A 19,880-nucleotide genomic window follows, 5' to 3' on the forward strand; every position below is an offset into this window, starting at 1 on the left:
TTTGTACAAGCGAGCCTTGTAAACTTTTTACGCCTATTTATTCGTAAGGAACGCCGAAGCCAAACGATCCTTCCACCAAACAGCTGGCCGCTGCAAAACGCGAGCCTTCCGCCATGGCTTTCGGGATATCGCGGTCCTGAAGATAACTCAACAGAAACGCCGCGATGTAGGAATCCCCCGCTCCCATCGTGTCCACCGCTTCAACGGTTTCCGTCGTATGGAAGTGGAACGTGTTCCCATCATAGACCATCGATCTATCGCTGCCGCGGGTGGCGACGAGCAGTCCGCTCCCCTTCCATTTTGAACGAAGGTATTCCTGCGTTGCCTCTTCCGACAAATGGCTGCAGGAGAAGAAGGCATACTCCGCGTACGGAATCATTCGCTCAACCTGCTCATCCTCAAAATCGTCGGAGAAATCGAAGGAGATCGGGATACCCAGCTTCCACAGCTCGGGAAGCAAATGTCCCGTGTGGCTGTACAATCCGGTATGCATCACGGCGAAGGAGCGGATATAGGCCTTGTCCTCCTCGTCAAGTTGCAAGGGATTCAACCTCGTGACTCCCCCCTCGTTGCTTCCCAGGAACACCCTGTCCCCATTTTCCAAAGTGACTCGGGCGCAGCCGTTTTCTCCGCCGCAGCGGCGGCACCGCGAAATATCGATATCGAGCTCAAGCAGCGTACTCTCGACATGCTGCGCTTCCCGGTCGTCTCCAAAAACGCCCATAAAAGCGGCGTTCGCCCCTAGCTTTTTGGCAAATACGCTGAAGTTTAACGCATTGCCGCCCGGGTACATCGTTTTCAAATGGACATATTTGTCTACCACGTTATCGCCTATTCCTAGCACTTTCATCTCTACACCTGCTTTCGGTCGGTTTTTCGTATGGAATCTGCTGCCTAACCTATCGATAACTTTCTAAATTAATATGCCACTTTTCCCATGTAACGGCGGGTCTCCAACGGGTGGTTGCGAACATCGGCCAACGCTTCGCGATACACGCACAAGATGCTGTAAAATAACACCGGATTAAAGAATTCAACCACTTCGTCGGCAATCGTGCCGATCCCCAGCTCCTTGGCGTCCACAATCTCCACCTTCTCGGCGTACTGCTTCAGGAAAGCCAGCGCGCGTTCGTCCAGCGGCCGGGTACGTCCTTCGTTCATCATCAGAATGAACGGCGTCTCTTTATCCGTCACTTCAAACGGACCATGGAAATATTCGCCGGAATGGATCGGAGCGGCGTTCAGCCATTGCATTTCCATCAGGGAACAAATAGCGAATCCGTACGCGTGGCCGTAGGAAGCCCCGCTGCTGAGAATGTAGAACAGGTCCTCCGAGCGGTATTTGTCTGCAAATGCCTTAGCACGTGGAGCTACCAGTTTTTTTCCGGCTCCGATGATGCCGTTAATTTTCTGCATCCCGTTCTGGAATGCTTCATAATGCGCGTATCCTTCCACGGATTTCAAAATCTCTACCGTCAACTCCAGAATGATGGCCATCGGGTTGTTTTTCACATCGGTATCTTCTCCCCACTCATACAGGAACGCATGGTCGGAATGCTTAAGCAATGCGGCCTCCTTATTATGGGTTAAGCCGATCGTATGGGCGCCGCGTTCCTTGGCCGCCTGGGCCGCCGCCACCGATTCCGGCGTATTGCCGCCGTGGGAGCAGACGATGACAAGGGAATTTTCGTTCAACCGCTTCGGCAGCGCATGAACGAACTCATTAGCCGTATACAGGCCGGTAACGACTTTTTTCGCCTCGCTTTCCAAAAAATACTTCGACGGATACATATCGACGAGGGAACCGCCGCAAGCAACAAGATAAACTTCCGTGATTCCGTTTTCCGTCTTTTCGCTGATCGTGTTAATGACTTTGGAAACATTCATTGTGGTCTCTCCTTTTATATAACGTTATATAACGTATTATTGACAAATCAAATATAACCGCTTTCATGAACCGAGTCAAGGCTAAAACGGTGCACAATCGACTTTCTCAATTTTTCGTCACATCTTGCATACTATATCGGGATCTTATCAGGATAAATAATTTCGGAGTTGTTCTCCCATTAAGGAGGTATTCCCATGAGCGAACAGAAGCTCCCTACCGTTGCTTATTTCAGCATGGAGTACGGTCTTCATTCCGATTTTAAAATGTACGCCGGGGGACTTGGCATCCTCGCCGGCGATTTCATCAAAGGGGCCAAGGACATCGGCGCTCCCCTCGTCGGCATCGGCATCAAATGGAAGCAAGGCTACACCGACCAGCGGATTGGCGAAGATGGACGTCCCTACGACACATTTACCGATCAGGACTACGATTTCCTTGAGGATACCGGCGTCACCGTCACCGTAACGATCAAAAACGCCGAGGTCCCCTGCAAAGTATGGAAAACCGAACAGTTTGGCAACAACCCGCTCTATCTGCTGGACACCGATCTTCCGGAGAGCGGCAACGGTTGGATCACCGCCCGTTTGTACGGCGGCGGCTTCGGCGAGGAGCGCATTGCCCAGGAAATCGTGCTTGGCATCGGAGGCGTGAAGGCGCTTCGCGCGCTGGGCATCCCGGTGGACGTCTACCACTTCAACGAGGGGCACGCCGCTTTGGCCGCCACGGAGCTCATCCGCGAAAAAATGCAGGCCGGGCTCACCTTCGAGTCAGCCTGGCGGGATACGCGCGAAACCGTTGTCTTTACGACCCACACGCCGGTCAAGGAGGGCAACGAAGCCCATGCGCTGGAAGCGCTTGAAGCGATGTCCGCGTTTAACGGGTTAAGCCGCGACCAAATGGAGCGGATCGGCGGCAACCCGTTTAACATGACCGTCGCCGGTTTGCGCCTCGCCCGCCGGGCTAACGCGGTGGCCGCACTGCATGCCGAGACCGCAGGACGCATGTGGAAGGATGTGGCCGGCCGCGCGGAGATCATCGGGATCACCAATGCGATCCACCTGCCGACCTGGGCCGACCCCCGGATGCTCCGCGCTTATGATGAAGGCGGCGATCTATGGGCCGTGCATATGACATTGAAGCGCGAGCTGATTGAATGGATCCGCGAGCATTCGGGAGCCGAGCTGGATCCGGAACGGCTTCTGATCGGGTTCTCGCGCCGGGCCGCGCCGTATAAACGCAGCGACCTGATCTTTTCCAGGCCGGATCTGATCGCGCCCTACCTCGAGTCCGGCCGGATTCAGCTCGTGTTCTCGGGCAAAGCCCACCCGAACGACGAGACCGGCAAGCAGATCATCAGCAACCTCGTGGCGATGATGAGACGGTACCCCGGCAGCGTCGTGTTCCTAGAAAACTACGACATGACGATCGGCGCCAAGCTGACTCGCGGCGCGGACGTGTGGCTGAACAACCCGCGCCGGCCGCTGGAGGCGAGCGGCACCTCGGGCATGAAAGCCGCCGTCAACGGCGTGCTGAACTGCTCGATTCTCGACGGCTGGTGGCCGGAGGCCTGTCTTGACGGCGAGAACGGCTGGCAGATCGGCGGCGGTTTCGAGTCGGACGATCCGGACGAACTCGATCGGCACGATGGCGAAGCGCTCTACCAGACGCTGCTGGAGCGGGTCGTGCCGACCTACTACGACGATCGCCCCCGCTGGGTGCAGATGATGCGGCGCAGCATCGAAACGACCCGCGAGGCCTTCTCCACCCGGCGGATGCTGGAGGAGTATTATCGGAAGCTGTATATGTGGTGAATGCAGTGAATGCAGTGAATGCAGTGAATGCAGGACTCCGGTGAGAAGCGGCGACAGCTGTATTTTGCGGTGACGAGAGACGGATGAAGATGCAACGCGGTGTGAGGAGTTGCCCTTGCACCGTGTTCTTGGGCGCGCCGACGCAGCACGACTTCCATCGCACCGCAATTTTTGGGAGCGCCGACGCAGCACGGCTTCCATCGCACCGCGTTTATGAGGAGCGCGGACACGGCACGGCTTCCATTGCACCGTGTTTATGAGGAGCGCGGACGCGGCACGGCTTCCATCGCACCGTGTTTATGAGGAGCGCGGACGCGGCACGGCTTCCATCGCACCGTTCATATCCGGCGCGAATGTTGCCCCCCTTCCGATCCCCGGTTTGATTGCAGCGTGAACATGACGCCACTTTCATTGGGCGGGTTATTTGCCGCATGGTTGCGGCACTCCCCCCTAAACCGGTGATGCTCCCTTCCCGCTTCCCCCCCACGGCCCGCGGCCTCCAAAATGTATTCGAAAAATCGAATACAATTCAACATTTCCGGCCCTTTTAACGGAATGTATATGAAATTTCATATATATTGGCACACTAGCGAGAGTTCTGGCCGAAATCTATATGAAAAACCGAATAGAATGCGGAATTTTAGTCGCTGGATCCAATTTGTATATGAAAAATCGAATATATTTCCGATATTACATAGAGACACGATCATCACAACCATACATAAAAGGAGAAACCATCTTGATGAACCGAACAAGGGTTACCGGGACTGCCGGAACTACCAGAGCTACTAGAACTAGCAGAGCTATTGCAACTACCAAAGTTACTGCAACTACCAGAGCTGCTGCAACTGCCAGAGCTACTGCAACTGCCAGAGCTACTGCAACTGCCAGAGCTACTGCAACTGCCAGAGCTACTGCGACTACCAGAGCCGCTGCAACTACCAGAGCCGCTGCAACTACCAGAGCCGCTGCAACTACCAGAGCCGCTGCAACTACCAGAGCTACTGCGACTACCAGAGCTACTAAAACTACCAGAGCTACTGCAACTACTACCAGAACAAAAACTGCCCTTCGCACCCTCGCGAAACGCCTGCTCCCTTTAGGGCTTGCCGCAGTTTGCGTGATCTCCAGCGGCATCAGCTGGGCCGCCGCCCCTGTTCCAACCTCCGCCGCAGGCACGGCGCCCGCCAAAAACGTCGTCCTGCTGGATGCCGCCGGCGGACATGCCTTCGTGCCCAGCCGAGCGCTGGCCGGACTGGACGGCATCCAGATCCAGTGGGATGCGTCCCGGCAGCAGCTCACCATCGCGCAAAGCGATAGCGATGGTGAAGGTGGAAGCAGCGGCGATGGAGACAGTGAGGGTGGAGGCAGCGGCGAAAACGATGGTGAAGGCAACGGCGTGGGTGGAGGCAGCGGCGATGGAGATGGCAAAGCCATCACTGCCATCTTGCGGGTCGGCTCCGCCAAAGCCGAGGTGAACGGCGAGCCGGTCACCCTGACCGATGCGCCGTTCACCGAGGCCGGCGCAACCTACGTGCCGCTGCAGTTCCTCAGCGCCACGTTCCAACTCCCGGCGGAATGGGACAAAACCGCCGGTTCACTGAGCCTCGGTCAAGGCGAGACCCGCTTGACCTTGCCGTATGCGAACCGCGGCGCGACAAGCAGCGCCGGCGCCGGGAAAGCGATCGTCAGCGAGCGCAAGACGTTTAAGGTGGGCGGACGTTCCTTCTCCGTGCAGATGGTCACCATCTCGCTGATGGATCCGAAGGTCCGCCTGAAGGTCGCGCTCGCCGGGGACACGGTCGGCAAGGTCGAGGAGCTGAGCAGCCTCGCCAAGCGCCATAAGGCCGTTGTCGCCGTCAACGGCACGTTCTTCAACGCTTATACGGCCGATGCGTACAAAGCCCCCTACGGCTACATCGTCAGCGGCGGCGAACTGAAGATGAAGGCCTCCGGCGACAAGCGCACCATTTTCACCTATGACTCCAATCTGCTGGCACAGTTGATTCCCGGCGCGGACTTCAACAATGCCTTTGCCACAGGCACGATGGAGGGAGCGCTCCAAGCCGGGCCGCGCCTCGTTGTCAATGGCAAAGTCGCGGTGGACGTCAAGGCGGAAGGCTTCAGGGATCCGAAAATCCTCACCGGAGGCGGCTCCCGCAGCGCCTTAGGTCTCACCCGCGACCATAAGCTGATCCTGTTGACCTCCGGCGGCGCAACGATCCCGCAGCTCGCGGAGATCATGAAGCAGGCCGGCGCCTACCAGGCGATGAACCTCGACGGCGGCGCCTCCAGCGGCCTCTACTACAACGGCAAATACCTGACCCAGCCTGGCCGCAAAATCAGCAACGCATTAGTCGTCACCTACCAATAACACAGCAAAACGGCACTTCCGAAGAGATCCCCCAGGCAAGGGGCGGTCTCCAAAGAAGTGCCGTCTATTTTTTTTGAACTCCTTCTTATCTCAGCCCTTTGCGCCGGTTCGAAATATCCAGCCATACGGCGAAGACGAGGATTGAGCCCTTCACCACGTATTGCCAGAACGACTCCAGTCCCATCAGCGACATGCCGTTGTCGAGCGAAGTCATGACCAGCGCGCCGATCAGGGCGCCCAGCACCGTACCCGCACCGCCCATCAGCGAGGTTCCGCCGATGACGCAAGCCGCGATAGCGTCCATCTCCGCCATGTTCCCGGCGGTGATCGTCGCCGAGGCCAGGCGCGACGTCAGGACGATCGAAGCGATCGAAGCCAGCAAGCCGCTGAGCAGGAAGACGAACATCGTTTTGCGGCGGATGTTGATGCCGGACAGGCGAGCCGCTTCCAGGTTGCCGCCGATCGCGTAAATATGCCGGCCGAAAGTCGTCTTCGTGGACAGGAAGAAGAAGATGGCCGCGAGCACGATAACGAAAATAATCGGAAACGGGATCCCCTTATAGGCGTTCATCACCATGACAAAGGCAACGACCAGCAGAGAAAGCGCCGCCATCTTAATCACATCCACGGCGAACGGAGAGACCTCGAAGCCGTATTTTTGACGGGAACGGCGTTTACGCAGCGTGCTCCAGACGATGAGGCCGATGGCCAATACGCCGAGGATCATCCCGAACCCCTGAGCGAAGTAAGCATTCCCGAGCAGCGCCAACACCTTGTCAGAGACCGGAATCGTCATCGATTCGGTTACCCCCATCAGCGTTCCCCGGAATACGAGCATTCCCCCCAGCGTAACGATAAAAGCCGGGATCATTTTATAGGCAACCAGCCAGCCTTGCAGCAAGCCAAGTACGGCGCCGGCCGCCAGCGTGCCGAGAATGACGACGATCGCCGGCAACTCCAGCCAATTGCTGAAGATCGCCGCCAGCCCGCCGGTCAAACCAACGATCGAGCCTACCGACAGGTCGATATGCCCCGCGACGATGACCAACACCATCCCGATGGCCAGAATCGAGGTTACGGACATTTGCGTAAACAGATTGGACAAGTTCCGTGCCGTCAAAAAAGTCGGGTCAAGCAGGCCGAACAGCACCCAGATCAGCACCAGCGCCCCGACCATCGTATAGGCCCGCACGTCCATTTTGCCGAACAGGCTGCCCCAAAGCGTTGGCTTTACGGCCGAGCCATCCGTTGATTTTCCAATTTCCTTTTGAAGCTCCATGATTATTTCCCTCCCGTAGCGGCTTGCATGATATTTTCTTGGGTGGCCTCGCGCCAGTCGAATTCCCGGACGAATCGCCCTTCGCTCATCACCAGGATCCGGTCGCTCATGCCGAGCACCTCCGGAAGCTCCGAAGAGATCATGATGATGGCGACGCCCTGGTCTACCAACTGATTCATCAGATGGTAAATCTCGTATTTCGCCCCGACGTCAATGCCGCGGGTCGGTTCGTCCATGATGAGAATTTTGGGGTCCGACATCAGCCACTTGCCGATGACGACCTTCTGCTGGTTCCCGCCGGACAACGTGCCGACGGGCGTCTCCAGAGACGCGGTTTTTGTCTTCAAATCATGCACATATTTCAGGCCCCAGCGGATTTCCTCGTTATCATTAATCACGCCAAGCTTCGAAACTTTGGCCATCGTGGCCATCGTTGTATTCGTCTTGACGTCCATCCCCATCACGAGCCCCTGGCGTTTGCGGTCTTCGCTGACGAGAGCGATCCCCGCGCGAATCGCATCGGCAACCGAACGAATGCGCACCGGCTTGCCTTCGATGAGAACCTCGCCCGTGGTCCGCCCTCCGTAAGCGCCGAACAGGCTGCTGACCAACTCGGTTCGGCCCGCGCCCATCAGCCCGGCAATGCCGAGGATTTCCCCTTTACGCACCTGGAAGCTGACCTCTTTGATCACCCTCTGATTCCGCTTCTCCGGATGCCAGACGTTATAGTTCTTCACCTCCAGCACGGAATTCGAGGGGCGATGCTCCACCCGTGGATACCGTTCGGTCAGCTCCCGGCCTACCATCAGCGACACGACCTCGTCGTCGTTGGTCTCCTTGCGTTCCAGGGTGGCCACCGTCCTGCCATCGCGAAGCACCGTGATCGAGTCGGCCAGAGCAAACACCTCCGGCATTTTGTGCGAAATATATACGCAAGTTACCCCTTCGCTCCGCAGTTGGTTCAGGATGTCCATAAGGATCGCCACTTCGCTTTCCGTCAAAGCGGCCGTCGGCTCATCCAGTATCAGAATCTGTGTGTGCTTGGACAATGCCTTGGCGATCTCCACCAACTGCTGCTGGCCGATGCCGAGGCTGCCGATTTTCGTGTCCGGGGAGAGCTGCAGTCCGACCCGCTTCAACCACTGGGCCGCATTGTGATACAACTCATCCCATTGGATCACGCCGCGTTTCGTCGGTTCCGCCCCGAGGAAAATATTCTCGCCCACCGTCATCTCCTTCACGAGCGCCAGCTCCTGATGAATGATGGCGATGCCGGCCTTTTCCGCATCGGTAATGTTGTGGAACTGCTTCTTCTCGCCGCCGATGACGATGTCTCCGCTGTAAGTGCCGGCGGGATACAAACCGCTCAGCACCTTCATCAGTGTGGATTTGCCCGCCCCGTTCTCGCCGCAAAGCGCGTGAATTTCCCCTTTGCGCACCTTGAAGTTAACGTGGTCAAGGGCCTTCACTCCCGGAAACTCCTTGCTGATATTCACCATTTCCAATACATGCATAGGCTTAGCTCTCCTTCTTTAGCCTAAGGATCGGCGAAAAGAACGAAACCAAGGAGACGCCGAACGCTCCTTGGTTATCGCCGCTTCTGCCCGCTTTTACCTTTTTATTGCTTAGGCCATTGATCCTTCGGCACGTTTTTGTACACATCCTCGAGTTTGTGGAACCCGTCTTCGATGACGACGTTCAAGCTGTCCTTGTTGACCGGAATAGGATCCAGCAATAAGGAAGGCACATCGATTTTTCCATTGTTAACGGTCTTGTCGGCTTTGACTTCTTCGCCTTTAGCGGCGGAGACCGCCATTTCTGCAGCCGTGGTCGCAATCGATTTGATCGGTTTGTACACCGTCATCAGCTGAGTCCCTTCGGCGATCCGTTGAACGGCGGCGAGGTCCGCATCTTGCCCGGATACCGGAATCTTGCCGGCCATGCCTTGGGCAGTCAACGCCTGGATGACCCCGCCAGCCGTGCCGTCGTTCGCAGCGACGACGCCTTGCACGTCATTTTTGTTGGCGGTCAGCGCGTTTTCCATGTTCTTCAGCGCTTCTTCCGGCTTCCAGTCCTTGGAGAACTGGTCATATACGATCTTGATGTCGCCTTTCTCCTCAAGCGGCTTCAGCACGCTCATCGCGCCTTCTTTAAACATGTGTGCGTTGTTGTCGGTGTCCGCGCCGCCGATGTAAACGATATTGCCCTTCGGCGCCGCATCGATGACAGCGCGGGCTTGGAATTCGCCAACCCGGACGTTGTCGAAGGAGATGTAGTAGTCAACGTCCGAGTTTTTGATCAGCCGGTCGTAGGCGATGACCTTGATGCCTTCTTTGTGAGCCTTTTCCACGATCGGCGCAGTCGCTTCGGCATTATGTGCGATAACGACCAGCACGTCAACGCCTTGCGAAATCAGTTGTTCCGCTTGGCTCAACTGCGTAGCGTCATCCCCGTTGGCCGCAAGCACCTTCACTTCGCCGCCGAGTTCTTCAACCTTGGCAGTGAACAGATCCCGGTCCTTCTGCCACCGTTCCTCCTTCAAGGTGTCCATCGACATCCCGATGACGATTTTGCCATCGTCCTTGCCTTCAGCCGCGCTGCCCGCATTGTTCTTCGTATTCCCGCTGTTGGCGTTGCCGTCCGAGACAACCCCGCAACCCGCCAGGGAGGAAGCCAATAAAATGGCCGCCAAGCTTAACCGTACAAAATGACTGTGTTTTTTCATTTTCACTCTGCCTACGCCCCTTCTTTTCAAAATCGCAAGGAATGATTGCGCTTACAGAAATATCTTAGCATCGCCTTCAGCACCGCGGCCCGGTCGATACCTGCACTTCTTTGCGCTTCGCCAGCACTCCCTTGCTCCTGGTTGAAAGGGTTTTCATAAATGCAGCTTTCACTGGATATTTTTGTTCGAAAAAGACAAAAAAGTCCTTGTCTCGGACAAGGACTTGGGTGTCCTGCAGCGTTATTCGGTTTGCTGCCGATATTCGCTCGGCGTAATACCTACGGATTTCTTGAACACCCGGCTGAAATAATTCGGGTCCTTATAGCCAACCTCATAACAAATCTCCTTCAAGCTTAAGGAACGGTCAGCGATCAACCGCTTCGCCTCCTCGATGCGCAGACGGGTTAAATAATCGCTGAAATTTTCCCCCGTCTGCAGCTTAAACAGCTTACTAAAATAATACGGACTGAGATTCACGTATTCCGCAGTTTGCTCCATCGAGATCTCTTCCTTAAACCGCTGGCCGATGAACAGGATCGCCCGCTGCAGCACATGCGAGCGGCTGCGTTCTTTCCGTTCCCGCAGGCCGTCGATCCATCCGCCAAGCCGGCGCAAGGCGCATTCGCGCAGCGACGCCGCATCCTCGCAGGCGCTTAAATCCTCGATCAAATCGGGGCCATCCCCCGCTTCCACGCCGCGGCTCAGGTACAGGAGCAACCCGATCACATCCCCTCGCAGGCGCGGGAAGTGCCGCGGCTCGGCCCCCTCCAGACGTTCAAGCAACAGGCTGAAGCGTTCGATCGTTTCCAGCTTGTCATGCCGCAGCAGCGCGTCTAGCAGCTTCTTCTCCTCGTCCAGCGGAATCGCCGGGCGTCCCGAGCTTTCGGCGATGTCATCGAAATGCCGAACGCAGACGATATCCTGCTCGTCCGCGCAGACACGTACGGCTTCGCGATACGATCGGCTCAGCCCGTCCCAGCCTTCGTGGATGGAGCCGATGCCAACGGACAGCGACAGGCCGAATCGTTCCTCCACCTGGCTGCGCAGCCGCTCGCCCCATTCCAGCGCGAGAACCCGCTGCGTATACCCCGGACGTCCCGGCGGAAACGGGATAAACAGCGCCATCTGATGGCCCACCATCGGGCTGACGATGCAGGACAACCCCGGCTTCACCCATTGCTTGACGGAGTCGTAAATCTCCTTCTTCGCGGCCTGAAAGCCGGCCCATTCCTTCGGCGTGTGCTTCGCGAACGACAGCACCATCGCGTAACCCTTGCGCCACTGGAGGTTCAGCATCTCCGCCAATTGGTCGGCTTCGACTTCCTGCGCATACTCCAGCATCAGCATCAGCGACAGCTCGCTCTCCGCCAACGGCAGCAGTTGGGACAGCTTCTCCTGCAGAGCCAGCCGTTCGTCGCGGGCCCGCTTCGCTTCTTCGGCCTCGGCGATCAAGCTCTTCAGCACTTCGACCACCTCTTCCCGCCGCGCCGGCTTCAGCAGATACTCCCGTACGCCAAGCGCCAGCCCCTCCTTCGCGTAGGCAAAATAATCGTGGGCGGTAATCATGACGACCTTCACCCCCGGCTGCCTTGCGATAATCTCCCGCACCGCTTCCAAGCCTTGAATCCCCGGCATTTTGATATCCATAAAGACAAAGTCCGGCCGTTCCTCCTCCGCCAGCTGGATGGCCCGCCGGCCGTTCTCCGCATGAAGGAAGCGGAACCTGTCCGGCATCGCATGACCGATCATCATCTCCAGACCTTCGCGCTCCAAGGCTTCGTCGTCCGCAATCAACAAGGTATACACATGGGTTCCCTCCGTTTCCCGTTCTATTCCAAGCCCGTGCGAAGCGGCAGCGTGAAGCTGACGGCCGTTCCGGCCCCTTCTTCGCTGTCGATGGCGATGCGTTCCTGTCCATCGAAAAATAAATGCAGCCGCTTAAACACATTATGCGTGCCCAGCCCGGTCGATTGCCCTTTCCCGCCGAACCGCGGCGCTTCCCCGCGCACCGATTGCAGCAGCTTGCTTACCGTCTCGCGGCTCATGCCAACGCCGTTATCGCGGATCTCGATCTCGACCTGGTCCTCCTCGCCTTTGCCTTGGCGGATCATCAGTTCCAGCACAGCCCCTTCCTCCATCTGCTCAATCCCGTGAACAAAAGCGTTCTCCAGAATCGGCTGCAGGGTCAAGCAGGGGATCATGGCATCCAGCACCCGCTCGTCGATGTTCATAACGAAGGCGATCCGATCGCGGAACCGTGCCTTCTGGATGTTCATGTATTCGGTGACATGTGCCACCTCCTCGCGAAGAGGGACCGCCTGGTCCAGCTTCTGCAGATTGTAGCGGAGCAGACGCGATACCGAGACAGCCAGATCGCTTGTCTTGGCCGCACCTTCGAGATAAGCCAGCTTGGAGATCGAGTTTAGCGTATTAAAAAGAAAATGCGGGTTGATCTGGCTCTGCAGCGTCTTTAGCTCCAGCTCTTTAACCAGCCGGTCTTTCTCCAGATTGTGGATGTTCTCGGCCATCAGCTGCTGGATATTGTCGATCATCCCGTTAAACGCCCGGCACAAAATACTGATTTCATCGTTGCTGTCACTCTCCGGCGCCTTGGTGTCCATCCGCCCCTTGGAGATCTGCTTGGCGGTGGCAACCAACCGGCGGATCGGCCCGGTGATGCTGCGCGACAGCCATATCGCCAGCAAAATGCTGAACGCTGCTGCGGTCACGACGAGCAAAATGCCCAACTGATTCAGCTTGTCGGTCGTAAACATCATATCCTCGTAGATCGGCTTATACTGCTCCAGCTCCAAGTCGACCAGCTCCTGGGCCTCCTCGCGGATATAACGCTGTGTCTGCTCCGCTTCGATATACGCCCCGGCCATCGTATCGGAATCCTCATAGCTGATCCGCTCGATCATCGTCTCGGCCTGTTCGAGGAACGTATCGATAATATGGCGGTAATTGGCGAGGGCCAGATCGCTTCCGCCGATCGTCCGCAGCCCGTCCAGATCAGATCTTAGGGACTTGACGGCGTTCAAGTGCTTGACCACTTCCGGCAAGCTTTCCGTGTCCATCTGCATAATGAAGCGGTTCATCGACCGCATGTTTTCCCCTACCTCATAGGAGATTTCCTTATACAACAGAATCCGCTTCATCATCAGATGGTAGCTTTCCTGGACATTCTTCCCACTCTGGAATAGAAAAAAAGACACCGAGCTCATCACCAACACCAGCAGCGGAATGAATAGAAACAGCTTGCGGCGGATGCTCATAAGCTCTCGCCCTCCTCTACGTTGCGGGCATTCAATACTTTCACTTCGGTGAAGTATTCCTTCTTCAGCGGTTTCCCCTCGAAATGCTCATAAAGCAGCCGTACCGCCATATCTCCCATTAAAAAAGGCTGCTGCGCAACCGTCGCTTCAATCTCGCCCTTGCGAATCGCTTCGAGCGTCTCCTTCTGATTGTCGAAGCCGATGATCGTCAGGTCGCTGCGGTTTTTGGCGGCCTGCAGCACGCCAAGGGCATCGGTGGCGCTGGTGCCGACCATGATGTTAATATCCGGGTGGTTCCGGAGCATGTTGGCCGCCTGCTGGATCGCCTCCATATGGGAGATGTTCGAGCTGCGGACGTCGACGATCTCAAGCCCCTCGTGCTCGGCAACGATTCTTCTGAGTCCGTCCAGCCGCTGAAGTTGGTTGGCCGCCTGATCGCTGCCGATGATCACGCCGATCTTTCCGGTGCCGCCGGTCGTCTCGACGACAAGGCGGCCCAGTCGCTCGCCGGCAGCCAGGTTGTCGGTGCCGACATAAGCCAGCCGTTTGCTGTCCGGCGCATCGGTGTCGATCGTCACGACGGGGATGCCGCGCCGCACCGCCTTGTCGATGACCGGCGTGAACCGCTCCTCGTTCAGCCCCTGCACGATAATCGCGTCGACGCGGGCGGCGATCGCTTTTTCCAGCAGGTTCAACTGCTCCTCCATATTGTTACGCACCGGACCCGTGAACTCGATGTCGATGCCGTACTTTTCGGCGGCCTCTGCCGCTCCCTTCTCCACCATTTCCCAATAGGGGTGGTACCGCTCCTGCTCAATCAAGACGATATGATATCGCGGCTCGCCGCTCGCCGGTTCGCCTTGCAGCTCCTTGACGATGCTGCCGATCTTTCCGGAATAGCGGGCAAAACCGATAAACAAATAGACGAAGACGACGATGCAGATCATCAGGCCGGCCAGCCATTTTTTGTCCTTGATCATCCTGTTCACCTCTTCGATTATCCTATCTTAGGGTGTAAACGGTTGCAATGAGAATTTTGCGTTCGAGGTTTTAGCGTAAGCCTGTTGGTGCAAGAGGTTAGTGTACGCTGTTAGCGCACGCCGGGTAGCGTAAAGGCAAGGTCCTCTGCGCCCCCCTTTGCATGATTATCCCTATTAATCAGGCCTGGGCTCAGAGGAACTACCTGCTAGGTTCTTGGGTTCTGGGGTTCTGGGATTCTGGGGTTCTTGGGTTCTTATGCCCCTGATACTATTGATACTATTGATGCTCTTCGTGCTCTTGGTGTTCTTGGTGTTCTTCGTGCTCTTGGTGTTCTTCGTGCTCTTCGTGCTCTTGGTGTTCTTCGTGCTCTTGGTGTTCTTCGTGCTCTTCGTGCTCTTGGTGTTCTTCGTGCTCTTGGTGTTCTTCGTGCTCTTGATGCTCGTGGTGCTGTTGGTGCTGTTGGTGCTCTTGGTGCTCTTGGTACTCCTCATGCCCCTCATGCCCCTGATACTCTTGAGGTTCCTAACGTTCCTGTCGCCCCTGAAATTCTTGAGTTCTGAGGTACTTGAGGCCTTCGAGGTTCTTGAGGCAGCTTTCTAGCCTGGCGGGCGGCCCGCTTCGTCCGACCTGACTAAGAGGGATAATGGTGCAAAGCGCCCGGACGAAGAGTACCCCGCCGCCCAAAAAGCCCGAACCGATTCCTGCGGTTTGGGCTTAAATTTAGCTTTCCTATTTTGTTAACCTTATTCCTCGTCTGCTGCGTACCACAATCCAAACTGGTGTCTCGCTTCCTCCATCAGCTCGGCAACGGCCAGCGAACGGGCATGCGAATTGATCTGGCTCTCCCGTTGTCCGCTCTGAATCAGCTCGATGAACTCCAGCGCTTCATAATACATCGACTCCTGCGGCTGGGAGCGCGTCAGTTCCTCGGTTGTACCGTCGCGGTACAGGATTTTGGCCTCATAAGGCTGGTTGATCCGGTCGATCACGATCGTCCCGTTCTCCCCCTGAATCTCCGTTGGCAGATAGGAGTCCGTGATTTTCGAATACATGATGACGCCGTCCATATCCGGATAACGCACGATTAGGCTGCCTTCGCCATCCACGCCCGAGGACAGCATCACGGCGGAGGCTTGCACCGATTCCGGCTTGCCGAAGAGCGTCACCATCGGGTAGATGCAATAGATGCCGAGATCCATCAAGGCGCCGTTAGAATACGCAGGGTTAAAGGCGTTCAGCACTTTGCCCTGCTTGAACGCGTCAAACCGCGAGGAGTACTGGCAATAGCTTGAGAAGTAACGCCGTACCCGGCCGATTTTGTACAAATTGTCATGGACTGCCCGGAAGTTCGGCATCAGCGTCGACTTCAGCGCCTCCATCAACAGCACGTCGTTGCGGCGAGCGGCTTCGATCATTCGCCGGACCTCGGCTGCGTTGGAGGCCATTGGCTTCTCACATAGCACATGCTTGCCATGATCCATCAGCAGAATCGCCTGCTCCGCGTGAAGTGAATTCGGACTCGCGATGTAAACGGCATCGATGTCCGGACTGGACGCCAAGGCCTGCAAATCCGTAAATACCTGGGGATCGCCAAATTTGGCGGCGAATTCCCTGCCCTTCTCTTCGGTCCGGGAGTATACCGCCGTTAAGGCAAATTGCTCCGTTTCCAAAGCCGCCTGAATAAAACGCTCCGTAATCCAGTTCGTTCCAATCGTCGCGAAACGTATCAAAGTGAGTTCCTCCCCTTGTTCATGGTCGCTTTACCCGTATTCTCTCATTCCCTGTCACCCTTGTCCACTTTCGACCGCTAAATCAAGCACCTTGCGATAATAGGACTTACGCACTTGCGCTGGGCGCGAGAACTAATCTACAATAGATGTAGCGAAATGAAAAAGGTTTCGAGGCATGAAAGAGGTGAAACTGTGAGCTACGACAGCAAGTTTTTTTTCAAAAATGAAATCAAGTATATGGTCAGCGGGGACTCCATTTCCAAAGGCGTCATTTATGATGAACAACGCCGTAAGTACGTCGTCTTGGAGAACAATTACGTTTCGCTCTTGCAGCAGAAGTTGAAGGGCGCGGTTCACAATACCGCCCGGTTTGGCAACACGTTGATGAAGGGACTCACGAACCTCAAGAAGGACGTGGAGAAGGATAAGCCCCATATCGTTCTGATCGAATACGGAGGCAATGACTGTGATTTCAACTGGAACGAGATTGCTGAACGTCCCGACGCAGAACACAGCCCGAAAACCGACTTTAATCTGTTTGAAAAGATGTTGACTGAAGCGATCCAATTCGTCAAGAGCCAGAATATCATCCCGGTTCTGATGAGCCTGCCACCGCTGAACGCCGACAACTATTTCAAATGGGTCAGCCGGAACGACCCGGAAGCAGAGCAGAATATCCTGAAGTGGCTCGGCAGTGTCACGAAGATCTATTGGTGGCAGGAACGTTACAATTCAACGATCCTGAAGGTATCGGAGAAGACGAAGACCAAATTTATCGACGTGCGCGGCGCATTTCTGGAGCATCCCGATTACACGAAATTTCTCTGTTCGGACGGCATTCACCCGAATGAAGACGGACACCGGATCATCTGCGACAAGGTGCTTGAGTTCATTCGCAGTAATTACCGCTTCCTGCTGCGTGACGGCAATGGCGGATTGGCGCTGGAGTAGACGATAATCGACCTGATGAGGAAAGAGACCTGAGGAGATCAGGTCTCTTTTTTGCGGCGCTGCAGATCGCTCCATACCTTCTTGTTGCTGTATCGTTTATCGGTACTGATGTCAGGCCCGAACCAGTCCGGGGGCACAAAGGATTGCGCCTCCTCCTCCGAGCCGAACTCGACTTCCAGCACGATAAAATCGATCTGGTCATAGAGGTCGATTTCCACCGTATGCTTGTCCCATTCGGCGGTCACCCGCCGCTTGGTCAGTGGAATCGCCTGATGGATCCCGATAATCTGCGAATAAAGCCCTTCCGAGATGGAGACCTCCACTTCTTCCCGGGACAAACCAAATCCTCGTTTGAACGTATGCGTATACTGAACCTCTCCGGTATGCAAATCTTCGATTCTGCGAACCCGAAGCTCCTGATCCTCGTGCAGAGCCAAATATGTCTGGTCGATCGCATGCTCCGACCGAACCATAAGCTCCCCCTTCTGAATCCAATGCTCCGGATACGCCGGCAACAGAAACTTGCGTTCAATTTCCAGCGGCAACCAAACAACCTCCTTACTGCATGTACCGTACAGCTTTGCTTTCCCTTCGGCTTTACAAACCAAGCATAAACTGAACGATCTTGTCTTGCATCCCCGGCAATCCTTCATGACCAAAGTCCGGGAAAATCTCCAGCTTCTTCGGCGAGGAAATTACGTTGTACGCCGCAAATTGGGTGGATGGCGGACAAATCTCGTCCATCAAACTAACCCCCATCAGCACTTCGGCTTGAATGCGGCTAGCCAGATGGTGTACGTCAATGTAGCCCAGCTTGGCGAACAGCTCTTCCTCCCGCTCATGCTGCGGATCGAAGCGGCGGAAGTAAAGGCGCAGCTCCTCATAAGCGTTCCGGGCCAAATCCATCTCCCAGACCCGGCGGTAGTCGGACAGGAATGGATAAACCGGAGCAGCCCGGCGAACGCGCGGTTCGAGCGCGGCGCAGGCCAGCGTGATCCCGCCGCCCTGCGACCAGCCGGTTACGCCAACGCGATTCTCGTCTACCTCCGGCAGATCCATGACGATTCCCGTCAATTGCACGGCATCCAGGAAAATATGGCGGAATAGCATGTTTTGCGGATCTCCGTCTACGCCGCGGATAATATGGCCCTGCAGTGTATTCCCGATCGTCCCCCCAACATCTTCCGACTTGCCGCCTTGTCCGCGGCAGTCCATAGCGAACACATGGAAGCCAAGCGAAGCGTATCCCAGCTTCTCGCTCCAGTCGCCGGCATTCGCTGAATAGCCGTGGAACAGCACCACCGCTGGCGCCGGGCCGTCAAATTTCGCCGGACGCACATATTGAGCATGAATGCGCGCCCCCTTCACTCCGGTAAAATAAAGATGATAACACTCTACACCCGGCAACTGATAGTCGGCTTTCTCGATCCGGACCTGCGGATCAACGGCGCGCATCTCGCGTAGCGCCACCTCCCAATACGCATCAAAATCCGGCAGTTTCGGGTTGATTCCTTTGTACTTGCGCAATTCGTCCAAGGGCATGTCGATAACCGGCATTGATCTCTTCCTCTCTCCACAACAGGGTCTGATTTCACCGATCCGGCTTGGCTGCAGCAGCAGCCGCAGGGTCATCGCTCACAGTATAGCTTGACAACGCTTTCTGTACAAGAGGGATCGGCGATGCTTTTACCCTCTTTTTCGATAGCCTGAACGGCCACGCAAAAAATCGGTTAAAAAGTGAAACATCTGCAACGCTCCTTGCGTCAAGGAGTTAAACCAAACCGGATCCGGGAGGAGGGAATTGATAGCTTTGGATAGCTTTGCCGCGCCGGACGCTGCCGAGAGGTGGTGCAACCCGGCGGATACGATGCGTTTCACTCACAATTGTTCCAGGGAGGGACTTGCAAATGAAAACGAAAACTTCTTTATCCAAAATTCCGAAGCTGACGCTGCTGATGGTGATCGTATTTACCCTGATGTTTGGCGGCACCGCCTCGGCGTTTAGCGACATCAAAGGCGACAAGGAGCAGAAGGCGATCGAACGCCTGGAGAAAATGGGAATCATCAAAGGGGATTTTCACGGCCGCTACTATCCGGCTCAGAAGCTGACGGGGGCTTCCGCCGTCTCCCTGATCGTCAAAACGCTGGACCTGAACTTTGATACGATCCGGTTCATCCAAATGCCAAAAGCCAGCGATTATTACACCAAGGTCAACGATAACGCCTGGTATGCCCAAGCCTTCGTCATCGCTAACTACTACGGACTCGACATTCCGAAGGATATCAATCCGGCGGCCAAAGTGACCAAGGAGCAGTTCAGCCACTGGCTGTTCAAAGCCTTGAGCACAAAGGGCGATTACATGTGGACGATGCAATATTTAAACATCAACGACGAGAAGCAAATCAACAAGGCTTATATGGGCAGCATCCAGCCGCTGCTTCAGGCCAAAATCGTTACCTTGGATAAAAAGGGGAACTTCGGACCGAAGCAGCCGGTCTCTCGCAGCGAAGCCGCAGGCATGCTCGATCGAACGCTGCAGTTTATCAAAGACCGCCAACCCGCTGTGGATCCGGTTCCCGGCAACCTGTACGATTTCGGACTGAACACGGACAAAATCTCCAGCGATGTGACGAAGGTAACGATTTCGGCGATGGCACCTCATCCGGGTTACGGCCTGGAGGTTTCCAACATTTCCTTCAAGGACGGCAAGGCCATCATCGACTATCGCGTCTTGCCCCCTCAGCCGGATCAATTTTATCCGCAGGTGATCTCTGAGGTGAAGGCTGTCACGTACATCCCGTCAGGATACCAACCGGTAATCGGGGCACAATCGAAATAATTCCGCGCAAACAAAAGACGATTCCA

At 55.9% G+C, this 19,880-nt stretch carries 15 protein-coding genes and 1 pseudogene; 5 read left to right on the forward strand and 11 right to left on the reverse strand.

Features of this window, described 5'->3' with window-relative positions; all coding sequences use genetic code 11:
* Positions 1-37 precede the first annotated feature (37 nt).
* Together BN3795_RS23885 and BN3795_RS23890 are read right to left on the reverse strand one after the other, a co-directional pair.
* Entirely contained in the window at positions 38-850 is an 813-nt protein-coding gene (locus BN3795_RS23885; protein WP_068787173.1) for a fructoselysine 6-kinase, read from the reverse strand.
* Between the two features lie 68 nt (positions 851-918).
* Positions 919-1,887, reverse strand: coding sequence for an SIS domain-containing protein (locus BN3795_RS23890; protein ID WP_068787174.1), 969 nt, complete (start codon positions 1,885-1,887; stop codon positions 919-921).
* A 195-nt stretch (positions 1,888-2,082) separates the two neighbouring features.
* Between BN3795_RS23890 and glgP the strand changes: the two genes are divergently transcribed.
* Together glgP and BN3795_RS23905 are read left to right on the forward strand one after the other, a co-directional pair.
* Positions 2,083-3,699, forward strand: coding sequence for an alpha-glucan family phosphorylase (gene glgP / locus BN3795_RS23895; RefSeq protein WP_068787175.1), 1,617 nt, complete (start codon positions 2,083-2,085; stop codon positions 3,697-3,699).
* A gap of 1,447 nt (positions 3,700-5,146) precedes the next feature.
* A pseudogene (locus BN3795_RS23905) lies at positions 5,147-6,073 on the forward strand (phosphodiester glycosidase family protein); the annotation flags it as partial.
* Positions 6,074-6,158: 85 nt separating this feature from the next.
* Here the strand turns inward: BN3795_RS23905 and BN3795_RS23910 are convergent.
* The 6 genes from BN3795_RS23910 to BN3795_RS23935 form a co-directional block, all read right to left on the reverse strand.
* On the reverse strand, positions 6,159-7,352 hold the full coding sequence (locus BN3795_RS23910) for a sugar ABC transporter permease (RefSeq protein ID WP_198524824.1): 1,194 nt from the start codon (positions 7,350-7,352) through the stop codon (positions 6,159-6,161).
* Between the two features lie 2 nt (positions 7,353-7,354).
* Positions 7,355-8,866 (reverse strand): xylose ABC transporter ATP-binding protein, encoded by a 1,512-nt coding sequence (locus BN3795_RS23915; RefSeq protein ID WP_068787178.1) that lies wholly within the window; start codon positions 8,864-8,866, stop codon positions 7,355-7,357.
* Between the two features lie 104 nt (positions 8,867-8,970).
* Positions 8,971-10,077, reverse strand: coding sequence for a D-xylose ABC transporter substrate-binding protein (gene xylF / locus BN3795_RS23920; protein ID WP_068787255.1), 1,107 nt, complete (start codon positions 10,075-10,077; stop codon positions 8,971-8,973).
* Positions 10,078-10,317: 240 nt separating this feature from the next.
* A complete protein-coding gene (locus tag BN3795_RS23925) occupies positions 10,318-11,883 on the reverse strand; it encodes a helix-turn-helix domain-containing protein (RefSeq protein WP_068787179.1) in 1,566 nt (521 codons plus the stop codon).
* Positions 11,884-11,906: 23 nt separating this feature from the next.
* A complete protein-coding gene (locus BN3795_RS23930; RefSeq protein ID WP_068787180.1) occupies positions 11,907-13,352 on the reverse strand; it encodes a sensor histidine kinase in 1,446 nt (481 codons plus the stop codon).
* Positions 13,349-14,332, reverse strand: coding sequence for a sugar-binding protein (locus BN3795_RS23935; RefSeq protein WP_068787181.1), 984 nt, complete (start codon positions 14,330-14,332; stop codon positions 13,349-13,351). The genes BN3795_RS23930 and BN3795_RS23935 overlap by 4 nt, the downstream gene beginning before the upstream one ends.
* Positions 14,333-14,588: 256 nt before the next feature.
* Between BN3795_RS23935 and BN3795_RS23940 the strand changes: the two genes are divergently transcribed.
* Positions 14,589-14,933 carry a hypothetical protein gene (locus BN3795_RS23940; protein WP_068787182.1) on the forward strand — a complete coding sequence of 115 codons (345 nt, stop codon included), beginning with the start codon at positions 14,589-14,591 and terminating at the stop codon, positions 14,931-14,933.
* A gap of 143 nt (positions 14,934-15,076) precedes the next feature.
* Here BN3795_RS23940 and BN3795_RS23945 read toward each other — a convergent pair whose 3' ends face one another.
* On the reverse strand, positions 15,077-16,060 hold the full coding sequence (locus tag BN3795_RS23945; RefSeq protein WP_068787256.1) for a Gfo/Idh/MocA family protein: 984 nt from the start codon (positions 16,058-16,060) through the stop codon (positions 15,077-15,079).
* Positions 16,061-16,255: 195 nt separating this feature from the next.
* Here BN3795_RS23945 and BN3795_RS23950 point away from each other — a divergent pair, with 195 nt between their 5' ends.
* Positions 16,256-17,014 carry an SGNH/GDSL hydrolase family protein gene (locus BN3795_RS23950; protein ID WP_232730031.1) on the forward strand — a complete coding sequence of 253 codons (759 nt, stop codon included), beginning with the start codon at positions 16,256-16,258 and terminating at the stop codon, positions 17,012-17,014.
* A gap of 38 nt (positions 17,015-17,052) precedes the next feature.
* Here BN3795_RS23950 and BN3795_RS23955 read toward each other — a convergent pair whose 3' ends face one another.
* Both BN3795_RS23955 and BN3795_RS23960 read right to left on the reverse strand, forming a co-directional pair.
* Positions 17,053-17,559 carry a CYTH domain-containing protein gene (locus BN3795_RS23955; RefSeq protein WP_068787183.1) on the reverse strand — a complete coding sequence of 169 codons (507 nt, stop codon included), beginning with the start codon at positions 17,557-17,559 and terminating at the stop codon, positions 17,053-17,055.
* A 52-nt stretch (positions 17,560-17,611) separates the two neighbouring features.
* Positions 17,612-18,571 carry an alpha/beta fold hydrolase gene (locus BN3795_RS23960; protein WP_068787184.1) on the reverse strand — a complete coding sequence of 320 codons (960 nt, stop codon included), beginning with the start codon at positions 18,569-18,571 and terminating at the stop codon, positions 17,612-17,614.
* 350 nt (positions 18,572-18,921) lie between these two features.
* Here BN3795_RS23960 and BN3795_RS23965 point away from each other — a divergent pair, with 350 nt between their 5' ends.
* Positions 18,922-19,854, forward strand: coding sequence for an S-layer homology domain-containing protein (locus BN3795_RS23965; protein WP_068787185.1), 933 nt, complete (start codon positions 18,922-18,924; stop codon positions 19,852-19,854).
* The last annotated feature ends 26 nt before the right edge of the window (positions 19,855-19,880 follow it).

This window comes from Paenibacillus phocaeensis (assembly GCF_900021165.1).
GTDB lineage: Bacteria > Bacillota > Bacilli > Paenibacillales > Paenibacillaceae > Fontibacillus > Fontibacillus phocaensis.

Bases quoted from the DNA above. Each gene is read 5' to 3' on its own strand.
- BN3795_RS23930 (WP_068787180.1), bottom strand. From the start codon at position 13,352: ATGAGCATCCGCCGCAAGCTGTTTCTATTCATTCCGCTGCTGGTGTTG.
- BN3795_RS23965 (WP_068787185.1), top strand. From the start codon at position 18,922: ATGAAAACGAAAACTTCTTTATCCAAAATTCCGAAGCTGACGCTGCTG.
- BN3795_RS23935 (WP_068787181.1), bottom strand. From the start codon at position 14,332: ATGATCAAGGACAAAAAATGGCTGGCCGGCCTGATGATCTGCATCGTC.
- glgP (WP_068787175.1), top strand. From the start codon at position 2,083: ATGAGCGAACAGAAGCTCCCTACCGTTGCTTATTTCAGCATGGAGTAC.
- BN3795_RS23910 (WP_198524824.1), bottom strand. From the start codon at position 7,352: ATGGAGCTTCAAAAGGAAATTGGAAAATCAACGGATGGCTCGGCCGTA.
- BN3795_RS23940 (WP_068787182.1), top strand. From the start codon at position 14,589: ATGCCCCTGATACTATTGATACTATTGATGCTCTTCGTGCTCTTGGTG.
- xylF (WP_068787255.1), bottom strand. From the start codon at position 10,077: ATGAAAAAACACAGTCATTTTGTACGGTTAAGCTTGGCGGCCATTTTA.
- BN3795_RS23915 (WP_068787178.1), bottom strand. From the start codon at position 8,866: ATGCATGTATTGGAAATGGTGAATATCAGCAAGGAGTTTCCGGGAGTG.
- BN3795_RS23885 (WP_068787173.1), bottom strand. From the start codon at position 850: ATGAAAGTGCTAGGAATAGGCGATAACGTGGTAGACAAATATGTCCAT.
- BN3795_RS23960 (WP_068787184.1), bottom strand. From the start codon at position 18,571: ATGCCGGTTATCGACATGCCCTTGGACGAATTGCGCAAGTACAAAGGA.
- BN3795_RS23890 (WP_068787174.1), bottom strand. From the start codon at position 1,887: ATGAATGTTTCCAAAGTCATTAACACGATCAGCGAAAAGACGGAAAAC.